Origin of the sequence: Streptomyces sp. NPDC018947 (assembly GCF_044390505.1) — a bacterium.
Lineage (GTDB): Bacteria > Actinomycetota > Actinomycetes > Streptomycetales > Streptomycetaceae > Streptomyces.
In genome coordinates, this window is record NZ_JBIRZD010000008.1 from 84194 (window position 1) to 104540 (window position 20347).

Here is a 20347-nt window from a genome sequence, read left to right on the forward strand (position 1 = left end):
CCGATCACGCTAGACCTCGGCACTGACAACGGTCGGGCCCGTGCGCGCCCGGGCGGCGGCACCTCCGCATCGCAGTAGACGGGCTCGTCGGAGCAGGTCTTGGTCCATTCGACGGTGAGGGTGTCGGTGCTCGGCCGAAGCGGAGGAAGGTTCTCTCCCGCCGCAGCGATGCCCGGGGTGGCGGCGAGCAGCACGGCTGCCAACCCCGTGGCCGGGACGGCCGTTCTGGCTCGCGCGTACGGAATCCGCGTGCGCTCGTCGGGCGGCTCAACCGCGCTGAGCGCGGATGAGGTCGCGGTACCACGCGAAAGACGCCTTCGGGGTGCGGACCTGGGTGTCGTGGTCGACGTGGACGAGACCGAAGCGCTGGTGGAAGCCCTCGGCCCATTCGAAGTTGTCCATCAGGGTCCAGGTGAAGTAGCCGCGCACGTCCACGCCGTGGGCCACGGCCGCGTCGACGGCCCGGAGGTGGGTGTCGAGGTAGTCGATGCGGTCGAGGTCGAGGACGGTGCCGTCCGCGTCGACGACGTCCTCGACCGAGCAGCCGTTCTCCGTGATGTACACCGGCGGGAGTGCCGGGTATCGCTCCTTGAGGCCGACGAGCAGTTCCCGTAGACCGTCGGGGACGACGGGCCAGTCGAAGGCGGTGCGACGGTAGCCCTCGATGGGGGCCTCTTCGAACGGCAGCCCGTCGGACACCGGCGCCTGGATCCGGGTGGGGTTGTAGTAGTTGATGCCGAGCGCGTCCAGGGGGGCCGAGATCAGTTCGAGATCGCCGTCCCGGACGGAGCCGCCGAGGGTGGCGTCCGCTCCGAAGGCCGACAGGTCGGGGTAGGCGCCCGTGAGGATCGGGTCGTTGAACAGGCAGTTGTGCAGGTTGTCATAGGCTCGCGCCGCGGCGCGGTCGGCGGCGGCGTCCGAGGCGGGCCAGACCGGGGTGCAGTTGTTGGCGATCATCACCTGGAGGCCGCGTGCCCGCAGCTCCCTCAGCGCCAGGCCATGGCCGAGCATCTGGTGATGGGCGACCGGCAGGCAGTCCAGGAACAGGGTGCGGCCCGGTGCGTGGGTGCCGAGGCCATAGCCCCAGACCATGTGGATGAACGGCTCGTTGAGGGTGATCCACTTCTGGACGCGGTCGCCCAGACTGTCGGCCATGACGGCGGCGTACTCGGCGAAGCGGTGCGCGGTGTCGCGGTTCAGCCAGCCGCCGTCGTCCTCGAGGCCCTGGGGGATGTCCCAGTGGAACAGGGTCGGGACAGGTTCGATGCCGCGTGCGAGCAGACCGTCGACCAGCCGGTCATAGAAGTCCCGGCCCTGGAGGTTGACCTCGCCCTTGCCGGTCGGCTGGATCCGGGGCCAGGCGATGGAGAATCGGTAGCCGGTGAGGCCCAGCTCAGCCATCAGCGCGAGGTCCTCCTCGTACCGGTGGTAGTGGTCGCAGGCCACGTCACCGGTGTGCCCGTCGCGGATCACGCCGGGGCGGGAGGTGAAGGTGTCCCATACCGACGGTCCGCGACCGTCCTCCTCGGTGGCGCCCTCGATCTGATACGACGCCGTCGAGGCGCCCCAGATGAAGTTCGCGGGCAGATGGTCCAGTGTCACGTCCAACCTCCTGAAACATGAGCAAGGCTCACGTTAGCCCGTTCGGTGGGATGATGGAAGCGTGAATCAAGACCGCACTGCAGGGACCCTTCGCCGGCTGCCGGTCCAGAAGCGCAGCGCCGAACGCTTCGAACGGCTGCTGGACGCCTGCGCCGAACTCCTGGACGAGGTCGGCTATGCCGCACTGACCACCAAAGAGGTGGCACGCAGAGCCGGGGTGCCCATCGGCACCCTCTACCAGTTCTTCTCCGACAGGGAGGGGCTGATCAGCGCGCTCGCCGCCCGCAATCTGGAGGCGTTCCTGGGGTGTGTCGCGGCCCGTTTGGAGCGCGAGGCGCCCGACGGCATCTCGGGCATGGTGGATGTGACCGTCGACGAGTTCGTCGCCATGCGCCGGACGATCACCGGTTTCGGTGTGGTCGACTTCGGCGCGGCGGGACAGGACCACATCCTGGAGCCGCTCCTGGACAACAACGCCGCGGTCGCCGGACGGCTGCGCTCACTGACCGCCTCCCTGACCGGTGTCCAGGACGACGCCGACCTCGAGATCGCTGTGCGGGTGGCTCTGGAGTGCGCGGACAGCGTGCTGAAACTGGCCTTCCGTACCGATCCGCAGGGCGACCCCCAACTGATCGCCGAGTGCAAACACGTCCTCAACAGCTACCTGAACGGCCGGCTCCGGTGACCGGCAACCAGCTTTAGTCGAGGCGTGCTTCGCGGCCGACGGCGCGAACGGCTGGAGCCGCTCGGACGCTGTCGCTGCTCACGTCGAGCCATGCCCTGGATCTGCCCCGACAACGTCCAGCCCTTGGCCTCCACGGAAAGCACCGGCGCCTCCGTCACCGACGTGCTGCCGGAGGACACCGTCACCCTCCTGAGCGCTAACGAACGCCTTTGACCTTCCAGACCAATACCGCGCCCAGAGCGGACATGGCCGCGGAGCAGAGGAACAGTGAGCGGTAGCCCCCCAGACTGCCGAGCACAGCCGAGGCGATCGGCGGAACCAGAACGTACGGCAGGGAAGTCATCAGGTTGGCCAGGGCCATGTCCTTGCCGCGGTCCGCCGAGGAAGGGAGCACCTCGGTGACCAGGGCGGTGTCGACGGCCAGGTAGACACCGTAGCCCAGGCCAAGGATGACGGCCGCGACCAGCGTCATGGCCCACGTGGGCGACAGTGCGAGCGGGACCGCGGCGACGGCCATCGTGACACCGCCGAGGAAGACGAGCATGCGGCGCTTGCCCAGCCTGTCGGAGAGCCAGCCGGTGAGTACGACCGTCGAGATCGTGGCCAGGCAGTTGACGCCGATCACGATGAGCAGGCCGTCCCGGGTGGACCGGCCGGGAAACAACCGCTCGTAGTGCAGTACGTCGTCCAGGAAGTAGGGCATGTAGAGCGTGCCCATTCCGTAGCCCAGCCCCATGATGAACCGGGAGCTCATCGCCCAGACGAAGTCGGGGTGCTCGCGCGGGCTGATCCGGTAACCGTCCAGGAAGGTACGCAGCGAGAACGGCTCACGGTGGCGGAGGGGAAGGGGCGGGTCCTTCATGGTGGTCGCGAACAGCAACACCAGCAGCAGCAACGCGGCCATCATCATGTACTGCGCGGAGAAGCCCGCGACCAGCCCGAGCAGCAGGCCGCCCGCGATCATGCCGCCGGCCTGCGGAACCATGGCCCAGCCCAGCACCACACCGCGCTGCTCGACCGGGACCTGGTCGGGCACCACCGGGGAGAGTCCGGCACCGATGATCATGAAGGCCGCGGACAGCACGAGAGAGCCGATCGCGACACCGGCGACCGTCGTCTGGATCCCGATGCAGACCAGTGCTGCCATGCAGGCCAGCGAGCCGAGGATCAGCCACGGCCGACGGCGGCCGAACCGGCTGGTGGTGCGGTCGCTGAGGGCGCCGGCCAGTGGCGCGAGGACGATTCCCGAGATCGCTCCCATCATGCTGACCCAGGCGTAGCTGCCGACCTTTCCCGCCGGGTCGATCCGGGCGATCTGCTCGGGTATCAGGAACGTGGTCGGCGCCTGCATCGGGATGAACATCCCGACATTGGCCAGGACGTACAGGGCGACCCAGCCGGAGCCGACCTTGCGGACGGGCTCGGCGAGAGCCTCTGGGCTCCCGGCGCGCTCGAGGGCGGGGCTCATCGGGGCACTCTCCTGAGGTGGAGGAGCTCGCTCGTCCAGTCGAAGGTCAGCAGCGGCGGGAGACCGTGGCTGAGCAGGACGGCGCCCTCGTGGACCGCGCCGGTGGCCTCGTCCCGGTAGCGGGAATCGGGGTCGAGTCCCTTCAGCCGGGTGCGGGCGACCGAGCGGGTCAACGCGGACGGCTGGAACCGGAAGACGACGACCTCGTCCTCGGTGAGGTATTGCACGGCGTCGTGCTCCAGGCGGTACTGGACGCCGCCGTGCACCACGGGCCGGATCCGCTTGTACTGCCCGACCAGCATCCGGGCCCAGGCCAGATCCTCCTTGCTCCAGTCCCGCAGGTTGCCGCCGATGCCCATCGCCCCCGCCATCGAGACATGGAAGCGGTAAAGGATCGAGGTCGGGCGGGCGGTGAAGCTGTGCGGGCTGTCGGTGACCCAGGCACCCATGGTCCGGGCGGGCAGCATCTGGCCGTGGCCGCGCTGGATGGCGACCCGGTCGGCGGCGTCGGTGTTGTCCGACGTCCAGATCTGGTCGGCGCGGGCCAGCACGCCCAGGTCGGCCCGGCCGCCACCGCCCGCGCACGACTCCAGGTACAGGCCGGGACGGGCGGCGCGCAGCCGGTCCATCACCTCGTAGACCCCGCGCGTGTGCTCGATCCAGACCCGGTCGGAGTCGGCGGCCCCTGGCTGCCCCGCCTCGCTGAAGGGCCGGTTCATGTCCCATTTGAGGAAGACCACGTCCAGCTCGGTGACGGTCCTGACCAGCCATTCGACCGCCCATTCGCGGACGTCGCGGCGGGCGAAGTTCAGCACGTGCTGGTTGCGACGCTGCGTGCGGGTACGGCCGTCCTGGCAGAGGATCCAGTCGGGGTGCGCACGGAAGAGGTCGCTGTCGGGGTTGACCGCCTCGGGCTCCACCCACAGGCCGAAGCCCATGCCCAGCGCGCGGACGTGGTCGGCGAGCGGGCCCAGACCGTTCGGGAAGCGGTCGGGATTGGGCCACCAGTCGCCCAGCCCGGCCATGTCGCTGGTGCGGGTGCCGAACCAGGCGTCGTCCACGACGAAGACCTCGACGCCGAGACCCGCGGCCAGCTCGGCCAGCTCCGTCTGCTGCCTCTCGCCTATGTCGAACCCGGTCGCCTCCCAGGAATTGAAGATCAGCGGGCGTTCGGCAGGACGAGTGGGAAGCACCTCGCGTTCGACGTAGGCGTGCCAGCGGCGGCTGGTGCCGCCGAAGCCGTCGGGGGCATACAGCCCGGTGAAGACCGGGGTCTCCAGACGCTCGCCGACGCCCAGCTTCCAGACCAGCCCCTCGTGTCCGAACCCGCCGGTCCACGAGGCGCGGCCGTAGGGGTCGCGGCGCAGGGTGATCCGGCGGCTGCCGCTCCAGGCCAGGGCCGCGCTCCAGACCTCGCCGTGCTCCTCGGCGGCGTCCCGCGCGTCGAGCATCAGCCAGGGTCCGGCGTGCTGTCCCGTGATGCCGAGGCGGCTGGTGAACACGGTCTCCCCGACGGGCACCCGGTCGCGCTGGAGCTGGAACTCCCGGCCCCACTCCCCCACCACATGACTGACCCGGTAGTCGTCGCGAGCGGGAAGCGTCCAGGCGGCGGAGTCGAACCGCAGGACGTCCACCGGCTCGTCCGCGGTGAGGACGGCCCAGCGCTCGATCTGGTCATGGCCTTCCCGGATCCGGTAGTTCAGGTCGAGCGCGAGGGAGCGGACCCGATCGGTGAAGGAGAGCGTGAGCCGGCCGTCGTCGGCCGTGTGCGAGACGAACCGCCACTCGAAGCCGCGGACACCGTCGTCGAACCGGACGGTCAGCGACGGCGCCCCGAAGCGCAGGCCGCCCTCGACGACGTACTCCTCGCCCCCGGGGTCGTCGCCGCCCGGGTCCCCTTCGGGCAGGTCGGCCGCGATGACGACGGCCTGCTCCAGGGTCAGCGGCCGGCCCCAGTGCACGTGCCGGGGGACGTCGTCGGCGTCCAGCCGGAAGGTGTAGGAGGTGCCGGGAGTGCTCAGAAGCCAGAGGCGGGCTGCGGGGTCGTGAGTGATCACTCGAATCCTCGAAGGTGAGTCGGGCGCATGTCGTACTCATCCACCGGGGCGGGCCGGATCAGGTGAGCCGATCCGGCCGGCCCCGTGCCTCAGTCGGCGTAGACGCCGACCTCACGGAGTGAGTAGCCCCACTGGGTGCCGCGCTCCAGCCCCTTGACGCGTACGTGGCGCGCCTGAGTTCCGGGGAAACGTGCCGTGTCCAGACCGCCGTCACCGGAGGCTGTTGACCACACCGTTCTCCAGTTCGTGCCGTCTTCCGACAGCTCGACGCGGTACGACTTCGCGTACGCCCGCTCCCAGTCGAGGGTGACGCGCTTGACCGGCTTCGCGGATCCGAGGTCGATCCGCAGCCACTGGTCGTTGTTCCACTCGCTGGCCCAGCGGGTGCCCGTGTCGCCGTCCACCGCCTTGCCGGGCCTGAAGCTGACGACCGGGTTCCACCACTCCGACGAGGACGCCGTGGCGGCCGCGCCCGCGGCGAGGTTCGTCCCGGTCTCGTACTTCTCGGTGTTCGCCCAGGTGCGCAGGTAGGACTCGGCTCCTGAGAAGAGGTCGTCGACGATCCCCTGGCCTCCGACGATCCGGATGTCCTCGATCCAGTCCGGGACCATGCCGTAGTGCGCACCGCCGTCGGTGTTGAAGTCCCACGTGCGTTCGCCGGTGGTCTGCTTGTCGATCACGGAGCCGCCGTCCGTGCTGCGGAAGGGGTACTTCACCGGGTTCGGGGTGTCCGCGCCCCGTGGCGCCGGCCAGCCTCCGACACCGTTCATGTCGGTCCCGTAGCCGTAGCCGACCTTGTACTTCGCGCGCAGCGCCTCCGTGCGCCCGGCCTCCGCGCTGAACGCCTCGGAGCCGCTCATGTACTGGGCGGCGAAGCCGCCGAGCTTGTAGAGGCGTTCGGTCCAGCCCAGGTCCATCCAGCTGTGCGAGGAGATGGCGCCCGGGTACGACTCGGACTCGAGGATGTCGAAGGCTTGATCCGCGGCCTTGACGCTCATGTGGTCGAGTTCCAGCATCATGTGGCGTTTCATCATGCCGCGCACCGCGTACGCACCCAGGTCGGTCAGCCCGCGGGTGTTGCACTGCGCACCCGAGGCGTACGAGGGGACGGCCACGCCCTTCGGGAGCTGCTTCTCCGCCTCCGGTGCCGCCGCGTTGCCGATGGGGTTGTCGTGCTGCGGGCCACGGCAGTTCTCCGTCTTCCAGAACGTGCCGGTCGACAGGAACTGGCCCACGTTGATGGCCGTGCCGAGCGCGCCGGAGTCGTAGCGCACCCCGCACAGGGCGTTGTCGAACTTGTGGCACAGGAACATGCTGCTGACGCCCAGTTCCTTCAGCTCGTCCAGGCCCCGGTCGATGTCCGCCTCGCTGCACTGCGCGACGTCCAGGATCTGCTTGCAGCCGAACGGCTCCGAGGTCTCGACGCCAAGGACGACGGCCAACTTGCCCTGCTCGACGACCTCTCGGGCCTGCGCGCTGTCCGTGACGATCCGGAACCAGCCCTTGCCCGGGCCGCCGTACATCTTGTCGACGAAGGCCTGCATGTCGTACGTCTTCTTCGCCTCGAGACGAATGGCGGTCATCTCGTCGCAGCTGCGGTCCTTGAAGAAGTAGACCGAGCAGATCACGCCGTTGGTGACCAGGTCGTTGACCAGCACCCGCTGGCCGCCGCGCCATGCCCGCTCGATCCAGGCGTAGTAGTTCTGCTGGTGGGTCAGCGAGTCGTGGGCGGGCCAGTCCTTGAACGTGGGCCAGCCGACCGGGTCGTGCTTGCCGTCGCCCTTGGTGACGAAGTCGAAGATGGCGAGCGAGCCGTCGGGGTAGTGCTCGGGGCAGTCCTTGAGCGCGTCGGCAACGCCCTGCTCCGAGAACGGCTTGCCGCAGATCAGCCGGCCGCCGAAGCCCTCGTTGGACATGATGTGGTCGTGGGCGTCGACGAAGCCCCTGACGCGCCCCTGGGAGTCGGTGCCCTTGAAGGGCTCGCCCGTGACGTTGATCTGCGCGTCGGGCATGGGCCGCGCGGTCGGGGACCACCAGTCGGTCCCCGCCGCGGAGCTGGGCAGCGGGGCGAGTACGAGGGCCATCACGGCGAGGAGCAGTGACGCCACCGTGAGAGATCCGAGTCTGCGGCGCTGAGGTTGAACCATGGTCATCGCATGGATCCTTAAATGTGAGCAGGGCTCATGTTTCGCTCTTACGTTAGAGACGCGAGCTCGCAACGCCAACCCCCTGACGGGGGGCTGTCGAAGATCGCTCCACCGGGGGCCCTCATGCCCGAGAAGGCGCGGGCGGCGAACACGCCGGAAAGTCAGCCGGGGCGCCCCGTCGGGCCAGGGTGATCAGCCTCTGGGCGAGGAAACGAGCCTTCGGGTGTGAGGCACTTGTTCGGGGGTGGCGGCCACCAGCACGGACGGGGCCGGTGCGAGGCCGGCGTACGCGTGCGGGGCGAGAGGCGTGCCGGCTGTCGGCGCGGCCTGGGACCCGGTTCCGGCCCCTGCCATGACCGCCCTCGGCGGCGCGCCCCATGAGGAGGTCACCCTTGACCGCTTGGTGGATGAACTTTCAGGGCGCTCGCAGGAAGGCTCTGTCCGCCACCCGACCACGCAGAGTCCTGGCCCGGCACGGTCGTTCGGCGCGGCCGGACCTCACCGATACGGTCCCACCGAAGCGAATCCCTAGCCGAGGAAGCTCAGCCGCACCTGCCGCCTCGGGTTGTCCCTGTTCGTGTCCACGAGGCACACCGACTGCCAGGTGCCGAGTTCCAGGCGGCCGCCGATCACCGGCAGGGTGGCGTGCGGGGGGACGAAGGCGGGCAGGACGTGGTCGCGGCCGTGGCCGGGGCTGCCGTGGCGGTGCTGCCAGCGGTCGTCGGCCGGAAGCAGGGTGTGCAGGGCGGCGAGCAGGTCGTCGTCGCTGCCCGCGCCGGTCTCGATGATCGCGATTCCCGCGGTGGCGTGCGGGACGAAGACGCTGAGGAGGCCGTCGCGGCCGGCCGCCGCCTCGCGCAGGAAGGACTCGCACTCGCCGGTGATGTCGGCGACGCGCTCCGCGGAGCCGGTGGCGAGGTTGATGACGCGGGTGGTGAAGGCATCTGGCATGGCCCCATCCTGACGCACCCGGCGCGTGACCGGTGGGAGCCCCGGGCCGGGACTCCGGCCGTCGGGAAGATCGGGAGCGTACGCACCGTTGGTAGAAATGTGAACAACACACGCGAGGTCGAGGTCGTCGTCATCGGTGCCGGTCAGGCGGGGCTTGCCGGGGCCTACCACCTGCGGCGCACCGGGTTCGAGCCCGAGCGCGACTTCGTGGTGCTCGACCACTCCCCCGGCCCCGGCGGCGCCTGGCAGTACCGCTGGCCGTCGCTGACGTACGGCAAGGTGCACGGCATGCACGCCCTGCCCGGCATGGAGCTGACCGGCGCCGATCCGGGGCGGCCGTCCTCCGCGGTCGTCTCCGAGTACTTCGCCGCGTACGAGCGCACGTTCGACCTGCGGGTACGACGCCCCGTCGATGTGCGCGCCGTGCGCGAGGGGGGCGACGGGCGGCTGCTCGTGGAGACCTCGGACGGCACCTGGTCGGCGCGGGCGCTGATCAACGCGACCGGCACCTGGGACCGCCCCTTCTGGCCCCGCTACCCGGGTCAGGAGACCTTCCGCGGACGCCAGTTGCACACCGCGCAGTACGCCGGGCCCGAGGAGTTCGCCGGGCAGCGCGTGGTCGTGGTGGGCGGGGGCGCCTCGGGTACGCAGCACCTGCTGGAGATCGCCCCGTACGCCGCCTCCACCACGTGGGTGACCAGGCGGCCCCCCGTGTTCCGCGAGGGGCCCTTCGACGAGGACGCCGGCCGCGCCGCCGTGGCGCTCGTGGAGGAGCGGGTGCGCCAGGGGCTGCCGCCGAAGAGCGTGGTGTCGGTGACCGGGCTGCCGCTCAACGACGCGATCCGGGAGGGCCTCGCGTCCGGCGTGCTGGACCGGCGGCCCGTGTTCGACCGGGTCGTCCCCGACGGGGTCGAGTGGAGCGACGGCCGGCGGGTGGCCGCCGACGTCATTCTGTGGGCCACCGGGTTCCGGGCCGCCATCGACCATCTGAGGCCGCTGCGGCTGCGCGAGCCGGGCGGCGGCATCCGCGTCGAGGGGACACGCGCGGTCGCCGACCCGCGGATCCATCTCGTCGGCTACGGGCCGTCGGCCAGCACCATCGGCGCCAACCGGGCCGGGCGCGCGGCCGTACGGGACATCAGGCGGCTGCTGGCCGAGGCGGAGCCGGCCGCCGCGTGACGCCCCGCCGGGTCACCCCGCCGCGGCCTTGGCCGCCGCCGCCGAGGCGCTCTGCCGGTTGCGGTTGAACTCGGCCACATTGCGCTGGTGCTCGGCGTAGTCGGCCGTGAAGCGGGTGTCGCCCGGCTTGACGGTGACGAAGTACAGCCAGTCGCCCGGCGTCGGGGCGATCGCGGCCCGCAACGCGTCGTCGCCCGGATTGTCGATGGGCGTGGGCGGCAGCCCCATCCGCTGGTACGAGTTGTAGGGGCTCTCGATCCGGGTGTCCTCGGTGGTCGTCGCGAGGGTGGAACGGCCCAGGGCGTAGTTGATGGTGGAGTCCATCTGCAGCGGCATCCCCCGCTCCATGCGGTTGAAGATCACCCGGGCCACCTTGCCCATGTCGTCCTTGGTCGCGGCCTCCGCCTGGACGATGCTGGCGATGGTGACCGCCTGGTAGACGTTCAGCGCGTTGCGCTGGGCGCCGGCGGCGACCGGGGCGCCGTGGAACTTCCTGTTCGCCGTCTCGACCATGGCCGCCAGAAGCTTCTCCGGGGTCGGCTGCTCTCCGAGCGGATAGGTCGCCGGGTAGAGATAGCCCTCGGGGTTGCCCTCGGCGTCGTTCGGCAGTTTCAGCTCGGCCCTGGCCAGGGACTTCTTGGTGGTGCCCGCGGGCAGGGCGAGGGTCTTGTCGACCGCCTCGTAGACCTGTGCCGCGCGCCAGCCCTCCGGGATCACCAAGGACGTGGGCCGGGATTCGCCCTCGTCGTCCGTCATCAGCAGCGGCACCGCCACGGCGGTGCCGGCCACGACCGCTCCGGCGGCGATCAGTGCGACGCGACCCCGGCGGGTGAGGCGCACCGCGCCTCTGGGGGGTCTGGGGCTTCTCGGGATCCTCGCCCGTGACGGAGTGTTCATGTGCATGCGGGCACGGTAACCTTCATATCACCGCAAACCCGGCATATTTTCATCTCGTCGGCTCAAGTCGGGCGTCCCGCCGCACGAGGGCCGCGTAGCGCCCGTCCTCCTTCAGCAGCTCCTCGTGCGTGCCCTGTTCCGCCAGGCGCCCGGCGTCGAGGACGACGATGCGGTCGGCGCCCCGGACGGTGGACAGGCGGTGCGCGATGGTGATGGTGGTGCGGTTGGCGGACAGGGCGTCGATGGCGTCCTGCACGGCGGCCTCGGTGCGGGTGTCCAGGGCGCTGGTCGCCTCGTCGAGGACGAGGACGGGCGGGTCGCGCAGGATCGTGCGGGCGATGGCCAGGCGCTGCTTCTCACCGCCGGAGAAGCGGTGGCCGCGCTCGCCGACCACGGTGTCGTAGCCGTCGGGCAGGGCCGCGATGTGGTCGTGGATCTGGGCCGCCCGCGCCGCCGCCTCGAGTTCCTCGTCGGTGGCGTCGGGCTTGGCGAAGCGCAGGTTCTCGGCGACCGAGGCGTGGAAGAGGTAGGTCTCCTGCGAGACGACGCCCACCGCCCGGGCGAGGGTGTCGAAGTCGAGGTCGCGCACGTCGACGCCGTCCAGGGTGACCCGGCCGCCCGTCACGTCGTACAACCGCGGCACCAGGTGGCCGAGCGTGGACTTGCCGGCGCCGGTCGGCCCGACGACGGCGAGGCTGCTGCCCGCGGGCACGGCGATGTCGACGCCGTCGAGGATCGGGCCGCTCTTGCCGTCGTAGCGGAACTCGACGTTCTCGAACCTGATCTCGCCCTTGATCTGGTCGAGGTGGACGGGCTCGTCGCGCTCGGTGATGTCGATCGGCAGGTCGAGGTACTCGAAGATGCGCTGGAAGAGGGCGAGGGAGCTCTGGATCTGGACGCCGGTGGACAGCAGGCTCACCGTCGGGCGGAACAGGCCCTGCTGGAGCGAGACGAACGCGACGATCGTGCCGAGGGAGACCTCGGGGCCGCCGAACTGGAGGGCGATGCCCGCGGTCCAGTAGATGACGGCCGGCATGGCGGCCATGACGATCGTGATGACGGCCATGCGCCAGCGGCCCGCCATGTTCGACCTCACCTCCAGGTCGACCAGGCTCTCGGACTCGTCGGAGAAGGCACGGGTGAGCGAGTCGGAGCGGCCCATGGTGCGGCCGAGCAGGATGCCGCTGACGGAGAGCGACTCCGTGACCGTCGCGGCCATGGCGGCCATCTGCTTCTGGCGCCGAGTGGTGATCTTCCGGCGCTCCCGGCCGACCCGGCGGCTGATCCACACGAACACCGGCAGCAGCAGGAGGGAGACGACGGTCAGACGCCAGTCGAGGACGACCATGGCCACGATCGTGGCGACCACGCTGGTCAGGTTGGAGACCAGGGAGGTCGCGGTGGAGGTGACGGTGGCCTGCATGCCTCCGATGTCGTTGGCGATGCGGGACTGGACCTCACCGGTGCGGGTGCGGGTGAAGAAGGCGAGGGACATGCGCTGCAGGCGGTCGTAGACGGCGGTGCGCAGGTCGTGCATGACGCGCTGGCCGACCGTCGTGGAGATCAGCGTCTGCAGCACGCCGAAGACGCTGGTGAGGACGGCGCCGAGGATCATGCCGAGGGCGAGCAGGCTCAGCAGGCCGGTGCGCCCCTCGGGGATCGCCACGTCCAGGATCTCCCTGAGCAGGAAGGGCGTGGCCACGGAGACCAGCGACGCCGCGCCGACGAGCAGTCCGACGACCGCGAGCCGGCCCCGGTAGGGACGGAAGAGCCTGAGGATGCGGCGCACCTGCCGGGGCTGTTCCCCAGCGCCTGCGGGCGGCGTCCAGATGGGTGCGCGGTCGGGATGCATGAGCCTCCTACGGGTCGGCGAACGGGAGGTCGGCGGGGCGGACGGGAAGGCCGGGGGGCTCCTCGGATCGCCAGCCCGACGGACCATAGCTCATTGTTACCTATACTCACAATGAACGTCGTGCTGTTATTGTTCCCGCATGACCGCCCCCGATCCCGACGGCCCGCTCGCCGAGCAGTTGCTGCGCCTCACCCGCAGGGTGCACCGCATCCAGAAGCGCCACCTCGAACGCCGCGCCCTCGGCATCACTCCGGCGCAGTCCCGGCTGCTGCGCACCCTGGCGCACTACGGCTCGCCGCCCCGGATGGCCGATCTGGCCGAGCGCCTGGAGGTCGTGCCGCGGGCGGTGACGACGCTGGTCGACGGGCTGGAGGCGGCCGGGAAGGTACGCCGGGCACCCGATCCGGCCAATCGCCGGGTGATCCGGATCGAACTCACGGACGACGGGCGCGCGACCCTGCGGGAGGTGCACCGCGCCCGCAGGCTGGCGGCGGAGGAGATCCTCGCCCCGCTGACCGAGGAGCAGCGCACGGTGCTCGGCGGGCTGCTGGACACGCTGGTCGACGGGCCGGAGGCCGGGCGCGGCGGGCACGATCAGGGCGGGTGCGGGGCCGGTCAGGCCGAGTGCGGCGCCGGTCGGTGACCGGGGCGGGCGCGGCGCCGGTCGGTGACCGGGGCGGGCGCGGCGCCGGTCGGTGACCGGGGCGGGCGCGGCGCCGGTCGGTGACCGGGGCGGGCCGGATCAGGCCCTCAGGTCCGCCCGGTCCCCCATGACCACCACGGGGTGCTGGTCCGGCTCCAGCGTGCGCAGCAGGTACTCCATCCCCGCCTTGGGGAGGCTCACGCAGGCGGACGTGCCGCTGCCGTGGTCCATGTGCAGCCAGATCCCCCCGCCCTTGGCGGCGCCCTCGGGCCGGGTGGGGTCGTTCGGCGGGGTTCCCTGGACCCGGTTGTAGTCGATGGCGATGACGTAGTCGAAGTCGTGCCAGTACGGCTTCGCCCACCAGCGCGGCGCCGCGAAGGACGGGGAGCGGGTGTAGGGCAGTCCCGTACCGGGGCCGGGCGCCGGGTCGGGGAGCACGCCGCCCGCGTCGCTGAGCGTGAAGACACCGACGGGGCTGCGGTCGTCGTTCTCGTGGTGGTCGGTGGACCACCCCTTCTTCCCGTTGTGCCCCGCCCAGCTCCGGTCGCGGTGCCAGGCGGAGCCGTGCTTCGTGTACAGCACGACCGTGGACGCGGCCGAGTCCTTGCCCTCGCCGTACACCGCGACGACCTGACGGGACTCGGCGGGGATGCGCTCCCGCAGCCGGTCGCCGACGCCGGGGATCTCCGTGGGGTCCGCCGACGGGGCCGCGGACCGGGGTGCGCCGCCGTCCGCACCGTGCCCCGAGGGGCCGCCGCCGCAGGCGGACAGCGCCGTCAGAAGGGACGCGACGGCCACCGTCACCACCGCCGTACGCCTGACTCCACCGCTTCGCATCCGTCCATGGTCGCACTCGCCGCCCCGAACCCTCCCTCCCGCGTCGGGGGTTGCCCGGCCAGACGGTCGGCGGCACCTGTAGCCGGATCCGCACCCCGGACGGAAAAACCGCTTGATTTTGGGCATGTGGCGACGCGAACCTTTCACGGTTTGCAGCCTGTTGATGCCGTGTGTGCGCGGCATCCCCCTGACACGAGCCACTGGGACGCCATGCAGATCCAAGACCTTCCGTATCCCGACCCGGGTGTGCCCGACGCACGCTCGGGCCCCCGATTCCTGTGGTGGTTGTTCCGGAACCAGCTCGGTGGCCAGCTCAAGTCGCTGGCCTGGGGCCTGCTGCACTTCGCCTCCGTCTCCGCCCTGCCGTTCTGCGTCGGCCTCGCCGTCCAGGCCGTCGTCGACGGCTCCGGCAGCAGGCTCGCCGTCGCGGGCGGGCTGATGGCCCTGTGCTGTGCCGGCAACGCGCTCGGCGACACCTTCCTGCACCGCACCGCCGTCACCAACTGGATCACCGCCGCGGCCCGCGTCCAGCAACTGCTGGCCCGCAAGACCGCGATGCTCGGCTCGGCACTGACCCGCCGCGTCGCCGCCGGTGAGGTCGTCGCGGTGTCCACGGGCGACGTCGAGAAGATCGGCTGGTTCGTCGAGGCAGTGTCCCGCTTCACCGCGGCCGCGGTGACCGTCGTGCTGGTCTGCGTCGGCCTCGTCGTCTACGAACCCTCCCTCGGGGCCGTCGTCGCCGTGGGCCTGCCGGTACTGGCCCTCGCCGTACTGCCCCTGCTCCCCCGGGCCACCCGCCGGGCCGACGTCCAGCGCGAGAAGGCGGGACGCGCCACCGAACTGGCCTCGGACACCGTCGCCGGGCTGCGCGTGCTGCGCGGCATCGGCGGCGAGGAACTCTTCCTCGACCGCTACCGGGGCGCCTCCCAGGAGGTGCGCCACGCCGCCGTCCGCAGCGCCCGCATGTGGTCCCTGATCTCCGCGATCCAGGTCCTTCTGCCGGGGCTGCTGCTGATCGCGGCCGTCTGGCACGGCGTTCACCTGGCCCGCGAGGGCCGCATCGGCGTCGGCGAACTGGTCACCGTCTACAGCTCCGTCATGATCCTCACCTATCCGCTGCGGCACTTCGAGGAGATCGCCATGGCGTACTCCTTCTCCCGGCCCTCGGCCAAGCGGGCCGCGCGGGTGCTGGCGCTGGAGCGGGCCACGGACACGGCGGGTTCCCGCGCCGCCGAGGCACCGGCCGGCGACCTGTACGACCCCGGCACCGGGCTGCTCGCTCCGGCGGGGCTGCTCACCGCGGTGGTGTGCGGCGACCCCGACGCGGCCGGCCGCCTGGCGGAACGGCTCGGCGGACACCCCTCCCAGGAGGGCACCTCGGCCCTGCTGGGCGGCGTACCGCTGGACGAGCTGCCGCTGGACTGCGCCCGCACCGCCGTGCTCGTCCAGGACAAGGACCCGGTGCTGCTCTCCGGCACCCTGCGCGAACTGCTCGACGTGCCCGCGTCCGGCGCCGTCGCCGCCGGGGACGCGCTGGACGCCGCCCAGTGCCGGGACGTGCTGGCGGCGCTCTCGCAGGGCTCGCTGGACGCAGACGACCCCATGGACGCCCGCATCACCGAACGGGGCCGTTCCCTCTCCGGCGGACAGCGCCAGCGGCTCGCACTGGCCCGGTCCCTGATCACCGACCCCGAGGTGCTGGTCCTGGACGAGCCGACCTCCGCCGTGGACTCGCACACCGAGGCGCGCATCGCGGAGGGCGTGCGCAGGCTGCGGGCGGGGCGCACGACGGTGGTGTTCACCTCCTCGCCGCTGCTGCTGGACCGCGCGGAGCACGTCGTGTTCCTGCACGACGACAAGGTGGCCGCCGTGGGCACCCACCGGGACCTGCTGAGCGGCGAGCCCGGGTACCGCGCCGTCGTCACCCGGGAGACCGACGAGGAGACGGCCGCGCGGCACGGCGGGGACGGCGCCGGAAGCCCGCAGGACCGCGAAGTCCTCGGCGAAGGCGTCCCGCACCAGGACGGCGTACGGCACCCGGACGACGACCCGGACGAGCACGGTGTGCTGCGCCGGGGCGACGACCCGTACCGGCTGGAAGAGATCGAGGAGACGGCATGATCGGCGTGGCCCCACCGTCGTACGACCCGGCGGCCCCCACGACGGCGAGCACCCTGCCCGTCGGGGCCCCCGCGACCGTACGCGCCTACGCGGGGGAACTGCTGCGCCGGCACCGCCGGGCCTTCCTCCTGCTCGTCACCGTCAACACCGTCGCCGTGATCGCCTCCATGGCGGGCCCCTACCTGCTGGGCGGGCTCGTGGAGCGCGTCTCGGACGGCACCCGCGAGCTGCGTCTGGAACTCACCGTCACGCTCTTCGTCCTCGCGCTCGTCGTGCAGGCCGTGTTCGTACGGGAGGTGCGGCTGCGCGGTGCCGTGCTCGGCGAGCGGATGCTGGCCGACCTGCGCGAGGACTTCCTCGTACGGTCGGTCGGATTGCCGCCGGGCGTACTGGAGCGGGCCGGGACCGGCGACCTGCTGTCCCGGATCACGACCGACATCGACCGGCTCGCCAACGCCATGCGCGAGGCCGTGCCCCAGCTCGCCATCGGCGTGGTGTGGGTGGTGCTGCTGCTGGGCGGACTGGTGGTCACCGCACCGCCGCTCGCGCCGGCCGTGCTGCTCGCCGTACCGCTGCTGGTGATCGGCTGCCGCTGGTACTTCCGTCGCGCGCCCTCCGCCTACCGCTCGGAGGCCGCCGGGTACGCCGCCGTGGCCGCCGCGCTCGCCGAGACCGTGGACGCGGGGCGCACCGTGGAGGCCCACCGCCTCGGCGCCCGCCGCATCGAACTGTCGGAGCGCCGGATCAAGGAGTGGACCGCGTGGGAGCGGTACACGCTCTGGCTGCGGTCGGTGCTGTTCCCGGTCATCAACGTCACCCATGTGACCGTGCTCGCCTCCGTCCTGCTCATCGGCGGTGTGTTCGTCCTGCAGGGCTGGATCGGGGTCGGCCAGCTCACCACGGCCGCGTTGATCGCCCAGATGCTCGTCGACCCGGTCGGGCTGATCCTGCGCTGGTACGACGAGCTCCAGGTCGCCCAGGTGTCGCTGGGCCGGCTGGTGGGCGTGCGCGACATCGAGCCGGACGCCGGCGACCCGGCACTGGAGCCCGAGGGCCGGCACGTGCGCGCCGACCGGGTGCACTTCGGCTACCTGGAGGGCGTGGACGTCCTGCGCAAGGTGTCGCTGGAGGTCGCCCCCGGCACCCGGGTGGCGCTGGTGGGGCCCTCGGGCGCGGGCAAGTCCACGCTGGGCAGGCTGCTCGCCGGCATCTACGGTCCCCGGGACGGCAGCATCACCCTGGGCGGCGCGGAGCTGTCCCGCATGTCCGCCGAGGGGGTCCGCTCGCACGTCGCCCTCGTCAACCAGGAGCACCACGTCTTCGTGGGCTCCCTGCGCGACAACCTCCGTCTCGCCCGCACCGGTGCCACCGACGCCGAACTGTGGGCGGCGCTGGGGGCGGTCGACGCGGACGGCTGGGCCCGGGCTCTCGAGGAGGGCCTGGACACGGAGGTCGGCTCCGGCGGATCCGCACTCACTCCGGCGCAGGCCCAGCAGATCGCGCTCGCCCGGCTGGTGCTGGCCGACCCGCACACCCTGGTGCTGGACGAGGCGACGTCCCTGCTCGACCCGCGGGCCGCGCGGCACCTCGAACGGTCCCTGGCCCGGGTGCTGGACGGCCGCACCGTGATCGCGATCGCCCACCGCCTGCACACCGCCCACGACGCGGACGTCATCGCCGTCGTGGAGAACGGCCGGATCACCGAGCTGGGCAGCCACGACGAGCTGGTCGCGGCGGACGGCGCCTACGCGGCGCTGTGGCGGTCCTGGCACGGCTGACGGGGTCCGCGCCGTCGGGCCGCTCCGCTCGGTCGGCCGGGCGGGGTGACCCGGCCGAAGCAGGGGCGGAACGCGGGGCCGGCCCGGTGGTTCGGCCCCCCGCGTACCACCGGGCGACGCGGGGACCGGTCGTGAGATCGGCGCGGCCGGGCCGGGGCGGGTCCGCGGGAGCCGTACCCGGCCGGGGGCCCGGTGAGGACGCCGGGCCCCCGGCCGGGGTCCGTGGCGTTGCGCGGTGCCGAACGGGGGTGGAAGGCTGGGAGGAGGCACCGGCTCGGGGAAGACCCGGGAACCGTGTGGTTCGGCGACGGGTCAGGCCTGTGCCCCGTGCAGCGGCGGCCCGCCGCCTTCCACGGTGAGAAGGGGTCCGCCCCCACCCCCTGGAGGTACCCGTGAACAGCGCCGACGGATGGGGAGATGACGTCTACCAGCCCGACGCTTCCGAGCAGAGGGAGGACACCGGGCTGCTCGACGCGGAGGACACCCTCGAGTACGACGGTGTCGACGACCCCCTCGACCGGGGCTGGTCCCCGCCCGAGCGCCCCTGGGCGGTGGAGCACACCGGCGTGACGGCCGAGGAGCGCCACCGGGGCGAAACGCTGGACCAGCGGCTCGCCGAGGAGCAGCCGGATGTGCCCGCTCGCGACGGCGACGGGCTCGGTGACTCCGAGGACACCGACGGAGAGCTGCTGGACGACGAGGTGGGCGCGGACCGCTCGGGGCGGCTCGTCGCCCCCGACGAGGGCGCGCACGAGGACGAGGAGCCCGCGCTGGTCGCCACGGACGTGGGCATCGACGGCGCGGCGGCGTCCGCCGAGGAGGCCGCGATGCACGTCGTCGACGAGGATTCCCTGCCCGGCTGACGCCACCGGCCCCCGGCCTCCGGCCGCCGTGTCCCGATGATCCGTGCCGTACAAGGAGCAGCGATGCAGCAGGACAAGCACCCCGACTACCGGCCCGTCGTCTTCCGGGACCGTGCCGCCGGGTACGCCTTCCTCACCCGGTCCACCGCGACGAGCGACCAGACGATCGAGTGGGACGACGGCGAGACGTACCCGGTGGTGGACGTGGAGATCTCCTCGGAGAGCCACCCCTTCTACACCGGCAAGGCACGGACGGTGGACTCGGAGGGGCGGGTCGCCCGTTTCGAGCGGCGCTACGGGGGCGGTGAGGGACAGGACGCCGGCGGAACCGGCTGAGCGCCCCGAGCCCGCGTCCGGGGCGCCGTGCCTCGTCCGGGACGCCCACGGCTCCGGGCCCGCGGGCCGGCCGGGCTCCGGGCCCGCGGGCCGCTCAGATGAAGTTGAGCGCCGACGCGCAGCCCACTCCGCCGAGCACCATGAAGGCCGGCATCAGGACCTTCAGCTCCACCCAGCTCCCCGCCCGGAACCGCATGGCCTTCGGCGGACCGACGGGGTACCAGCGCTTGCGGCCCACCGGTATGGGCCACAGGATCGGGCAGCCGGAGACGGTCAGGGCGTCGCCGATGTCGTGGACCAGCGCTCCCAGCACGATCGGCAGGCCCAGCCACAGGTACTCCTGGCCGGGCGCGGTGAACAGCCAGTCGGCTCCGCCGGCCGTCCGGTCCAGGGTGCCGGCGATGATCCACGCGCTGGTTGCGGCGAGCAGCCAGACCAGCACGTCGGCGCTGGAGCCGCGGGTCGCCCGCCACAGCAGGCCCTCGATGGCCAGCACCATGTGCACGAAGAGGATCCCGAGGACCGCCCAGCGGCCGCCCGTGACGGCCAGGGCCGAGGTCCCCGCGCCGATCAGCACCGCCCACAGCCAGGTGTGCGTCAGGGTGCGGTGCCCGCCGGAGCGGCGCGGGTCGCCCTGCTTCTTCGTCGCCTTGTAGACGGCGTACGACAGCTTGTCGACGATCTCGCACAGCCAACGGGAGACGGGTCCGAAGGCCCGGGAGATGGTGGCCGCCTTGTGGTCCAGGTCCGGGGCGAGGGCGGCACCGGCGCAGATCAGGGCCCCGGCGAGCAGCACCGGCCAGGGCATCGGGTGTCCGGCCGCGGCGGTCGCCGCCCCGACGCCGAGCCAGGCAGCGGCGCCCGACAGTGAGTGTGCTGGTCCCATCATCGCCGTTGCCCGCCCCATTCCTCTTGTGCCGCTGTCCAGTTG

Annotated in this window: 16 protein-coding genes; 7 read left to right on the plus strand and 9 right to left on the minus strand. The window is 71.8% G+C overall.

All coding sequences use genetic code 11. From position 1 onward, the window contains the following. Positions 1 to 267: 267 nt before the first annotated feature. On the minus strand, positions 268 to 1602 hold the full coding sequence (locus ACH499_RS17050) for a GH1 family beta-glucosidase (RefSeq protein ID WP_399016537.1): 1335 nt from the start codon (positions 1600 to 1602) through the stop codon (positions 268 to 270). A 61-nt stretch (positions 1603 to 1663) separates the two neighbouring features. Between ACH499_RS17050 and ACH499_RS17055 the strand changes: the two genes are divergently transcribed. After that, positions 1664 to 2287: a TetR/AcrR family transcriptional regulator gene (locus ACH499_RS17055; RefSeq protein WP_399016539.1), complete on the plus strand. Its 624-nt coding sequence runs from the start codon at positions 1664 to 1666 to the stop codon at positions 2285 to 2287. 196 nt (positions 2288 to 2483) lie between these two features. Here the strand turns inward: ACH499_RS17055 and ACH499_RS17060 are convergent, their stop codons facing one another. From ACH499_RS17060 to ACH499_RS17075, 4 genes are all read right to left on the minus strand, one after another. Next, a complete protein-coding gene (locus ACH499_RS17060; protein WP_399016541.1) occupies positions 2484 to 3755 on the minus strand; it encodes an MFS transporter in 1272 nt (423 codons plus the stop codon). Beyond that, positions 3752 to 5812, minus strand: a complete 2061-nt coding sequence (locus ACH499_RS17065; RefSeq protein ID WP_399016543.1) for an alpha-galactosidase — start codon at positions 5810 to 5812, stop codon at positions 3752 to 3754. Before ACH499_RS17065 ends, ACH499_RS17060 begins: the two co-directional genes overlap by 4 nt. Positions 5813 to 5901: 89 nt before the next feature. Next, positions 5902 to 7965 carry a discoidin domain-containing protein gene (locus ACH499_RS17070; protein ID WP_399016545.1) on the minus strand — a complete coding sequence of 688 codons (2064 nt, stop codon included), beginning with the start codon at positions 7963 to 7965 and terminating at the stop codon, positions 5902 to 5904. Between the two features lie 522 nt (positions 7966 to 8487). Beyond that, positions 8488 to 8910, minus strand: a complete 423-nt coding sequence (locus ACH499_RS17075) for a secondary thiamine-phosphate synthase enzyme YjbQ (RefSeq protein ID WP_356202745.1) — start codon at positions 8908 to 8910, stop codon at positions 8488 to 8490. 99 nt (positions 8911 to 9009) lie between these two features. Between ACH499_RS17075 and ACH499_RS17080 the strand changes: the two genes are divergently transcribed. Then, positions 9010 to 10089, plus strand: a complete 1080-nt coding sequence (locus ACH499_RS17080) for an NAD(P)-binding domain-containing protein (RefSeq protein WP_399016547.1) — start codon at positions 9010 to 9012, stop codon at positions 10087 to 10089. 12 nt (positions 10090 to 10101) lie between these two features. Here the strand turns inward: ACH499_RS17080 and mltG are convergent, their stop codons facing one another. Continuing rightward, entirely contained in the window at positions 10102 to 10992 is an 891-nt protein-coding gene (gene mltG, locus ACH499_RS17085; RefSeq protein ID WP_399016549.1) for an endolytic transglycosylase MltG, read from the minus strand. Between the two features lie 43 nt (positions 10993 to 11035). Continuing rightward, positions 11036 to 12838: an ABC transporter ATP-binding protein gene (locus tag ACH499_RS17090; protein WP_399016551.1), complete on the minus strand. Its 1803-nt coding sequence runs from the start codon at positions 12836 to 12838 to the stop codon at positions 11036 to 11038. Between the two features lie 139 nt (positions 12839 to 12977). On the opposite strand from ACH499_RS17090, the gene ACH499_RS17095 reads away from it, so the two are divergent. Beyond that, positions 12978 to 13481: a MarR family winged helix-turn-helix transcriptional regulator gene (locus ACH499_RS17095; RefSeq protein ID WP_399016553.1), complete on the plus strand. Its 504-nt coding sequence runs from the start codon at positions 12978 to 12980 to the stop codon at positions 13479 to 13481. Between the two features lie 99 nt (positions 13482 to 13580). Here the strand turns inward: ACH499_RS17095 and ACH499_RS17100 are convergent, their stop codons facing one another. Further along, positions 13581 to 14318 carry a hypothetical protein gene (locus ACH499_RS17100; protein ID WP_399016555.1) on the minus strand — a complete coding sequence of 246 codons (738 nt, stop codon included), beginning with the start codon at positions 14316 to 14318 and terminating at the stop codon, positions 13581 to 13583. Between the two features lie 210 nt (positions 14319 to 14528). Between ACH499_RS17100 and ACH499_RS17105 the strand changes: the two genes are divergently transcribed. The 4 genes from ACH499_RS17105 (at position 14529) to ACH499_RS17120 (ending at position 19416) form a co-directional block, all read left to right on the plus strand. Further along, a complete protein-coding gene (locus ACH499_RS17105) occupies positions 14529 to 16439 on the plus strand; it encodes an ABC transporter transmembrane domain-containing protein (RefSeq protein ID WP_399016557.1) in 1911 nt (636 codons plus the stop codon). Beyond that, positions 16436 to 18217: an ABC transporter ATP-binding protein gene (locus tag ACH499_RS17110; protein ID WP_399016559.1), complete on the plus strand. Its 1782-nt coding sequence runs from the start codon at positions 16436 to 16438 to the stop codon at positions 18215 to 18217. The genes ACH499_RS17105 and ACH499_RS17110 overlap by 4 nt, the downstream gene beginning before the upstream one ends. A 392-nt stretch (positions 18218 to 18609) precedes the next feature. After that, positions 18610 to 19080, plus strand: coding sequence for a DUF5709 domain-containing protein (locus ACH499_RS17115; protein ID WP_356202758.1), 471 nt, complete (start codon positions 18610 to 18612; stop codon positions 19078 to 19080). A gap of 63 nt (positions 19081 to 19143) precedes the next feature. Beyond that, a complete protein-coding gene (locus tag ACH499_RS17120; RefSeq protein ID WP_356202760.1) occupies positions 19144 to 19416 on the plus strand; it encodes a type B 50S ribosomal protein L31 in 273 nt (90 codons plus the stop codon). A gap of 94 nt (positions 19417 to 19510) precedes the next feature. On the opposite strand, the gene ACH499_RS17125 is transcribed toward ACH499_RS17120, so the two are convergent. Next, positions 19511 to 20305 (minus strand): metal-dependent hydrolase, encoded by a 795-nt coding sequence (locus ACH499_RS17125; RefSeq protein WP_399016562.1) that lies wholly within the window; start codon positions 20303 to 20305, stop codon positions 19511 to 19513. Positions 20306 to 20347: the final 42 nt, after the last annotated feature.

Excerpts from the sequence above, each read along its gene's own strand:
- ACH499_RS17060 (WP_399016541.1), bottom strand. The coding sequence starts at position 3,755 with ATGAGCCCCGCCCTCGAGCGCGCCGGGAGCCCAGAGGCTCTCGCCGAG.
- ACH499_RS17095 (WP_399016553.1), top strand. The coding sequence starts at position 12,978 with ATGACCGCCCCCGATCCCGACGGCCCGCTCGCCGAGCAGTTGCTGCGC.
- ACH499_RS17120 (WP_356202760.1), top strand. The coding sequence starts at position 19,144 with ATGCAGCAGGACAAGCACCCCGACTACCGGCCCGTCGTCTTCCGGGAC.
- ACH499_RS17100 (WP_399016555.1), bottom strand. The coding sequence starts at position 14,318 with ATGCGAAGCGGTGGAGTCAGGCGTACGGCGGTGGTGACGGTGGCCGTC.
- mltG (WP_399016549.1), bottom strand. The coding sequence starts at position 10,992 with ATGCACATGAACACTCCGTCACGGGCGAGGATCCCGAGAAGCCCCAGA.
- ACH499_RS17105 (WP_399016557.1), top strand. The coding sequence starts at position 14,529 with ATGCAGATCCAAGACCTTCCGTATCCCGACCCGGGTGTGCCCGACGCA.
- ACH499_RS17110 (WP_399016559.1), top strand. The coding sequence starts at position 16,436 with ATGATCGGCGTGGCCCCACCGTCGTACGACCCGGCGGCCCCCACGACG.
- ACH499_RS17125 (WP_399016562.1), bottom strand. The coding sequence starts at position 20,305 with ATGATGGGACCAGCACACTCACTGTCGGGCGCCGCTGCCTGGCTCGGC.
- ACH499_RS17075 (WP_356202745.1), bottom strand. The coding sequence starts at position 8,910 with ATGCCAGATGCCTTCACCACCCGCGTCATCAACCTCGCCACCGGCTCC.
- ACH499_RS17090 (WP_399016551.1), bottom strand. The coding sequence starts at position 12,838 with ATGCATCCCGACCGCGCACCCATCTGGACGCCGCCCGCAGGCGCTGGG.
- ACH499_RS17070 (WP_399016545.1), bottom strand. The coding sequence starts at position 7,965 with ATGACCATGGTTCAACCTCAGCGCCGCAGACTCGGATCTCTCACGGTG.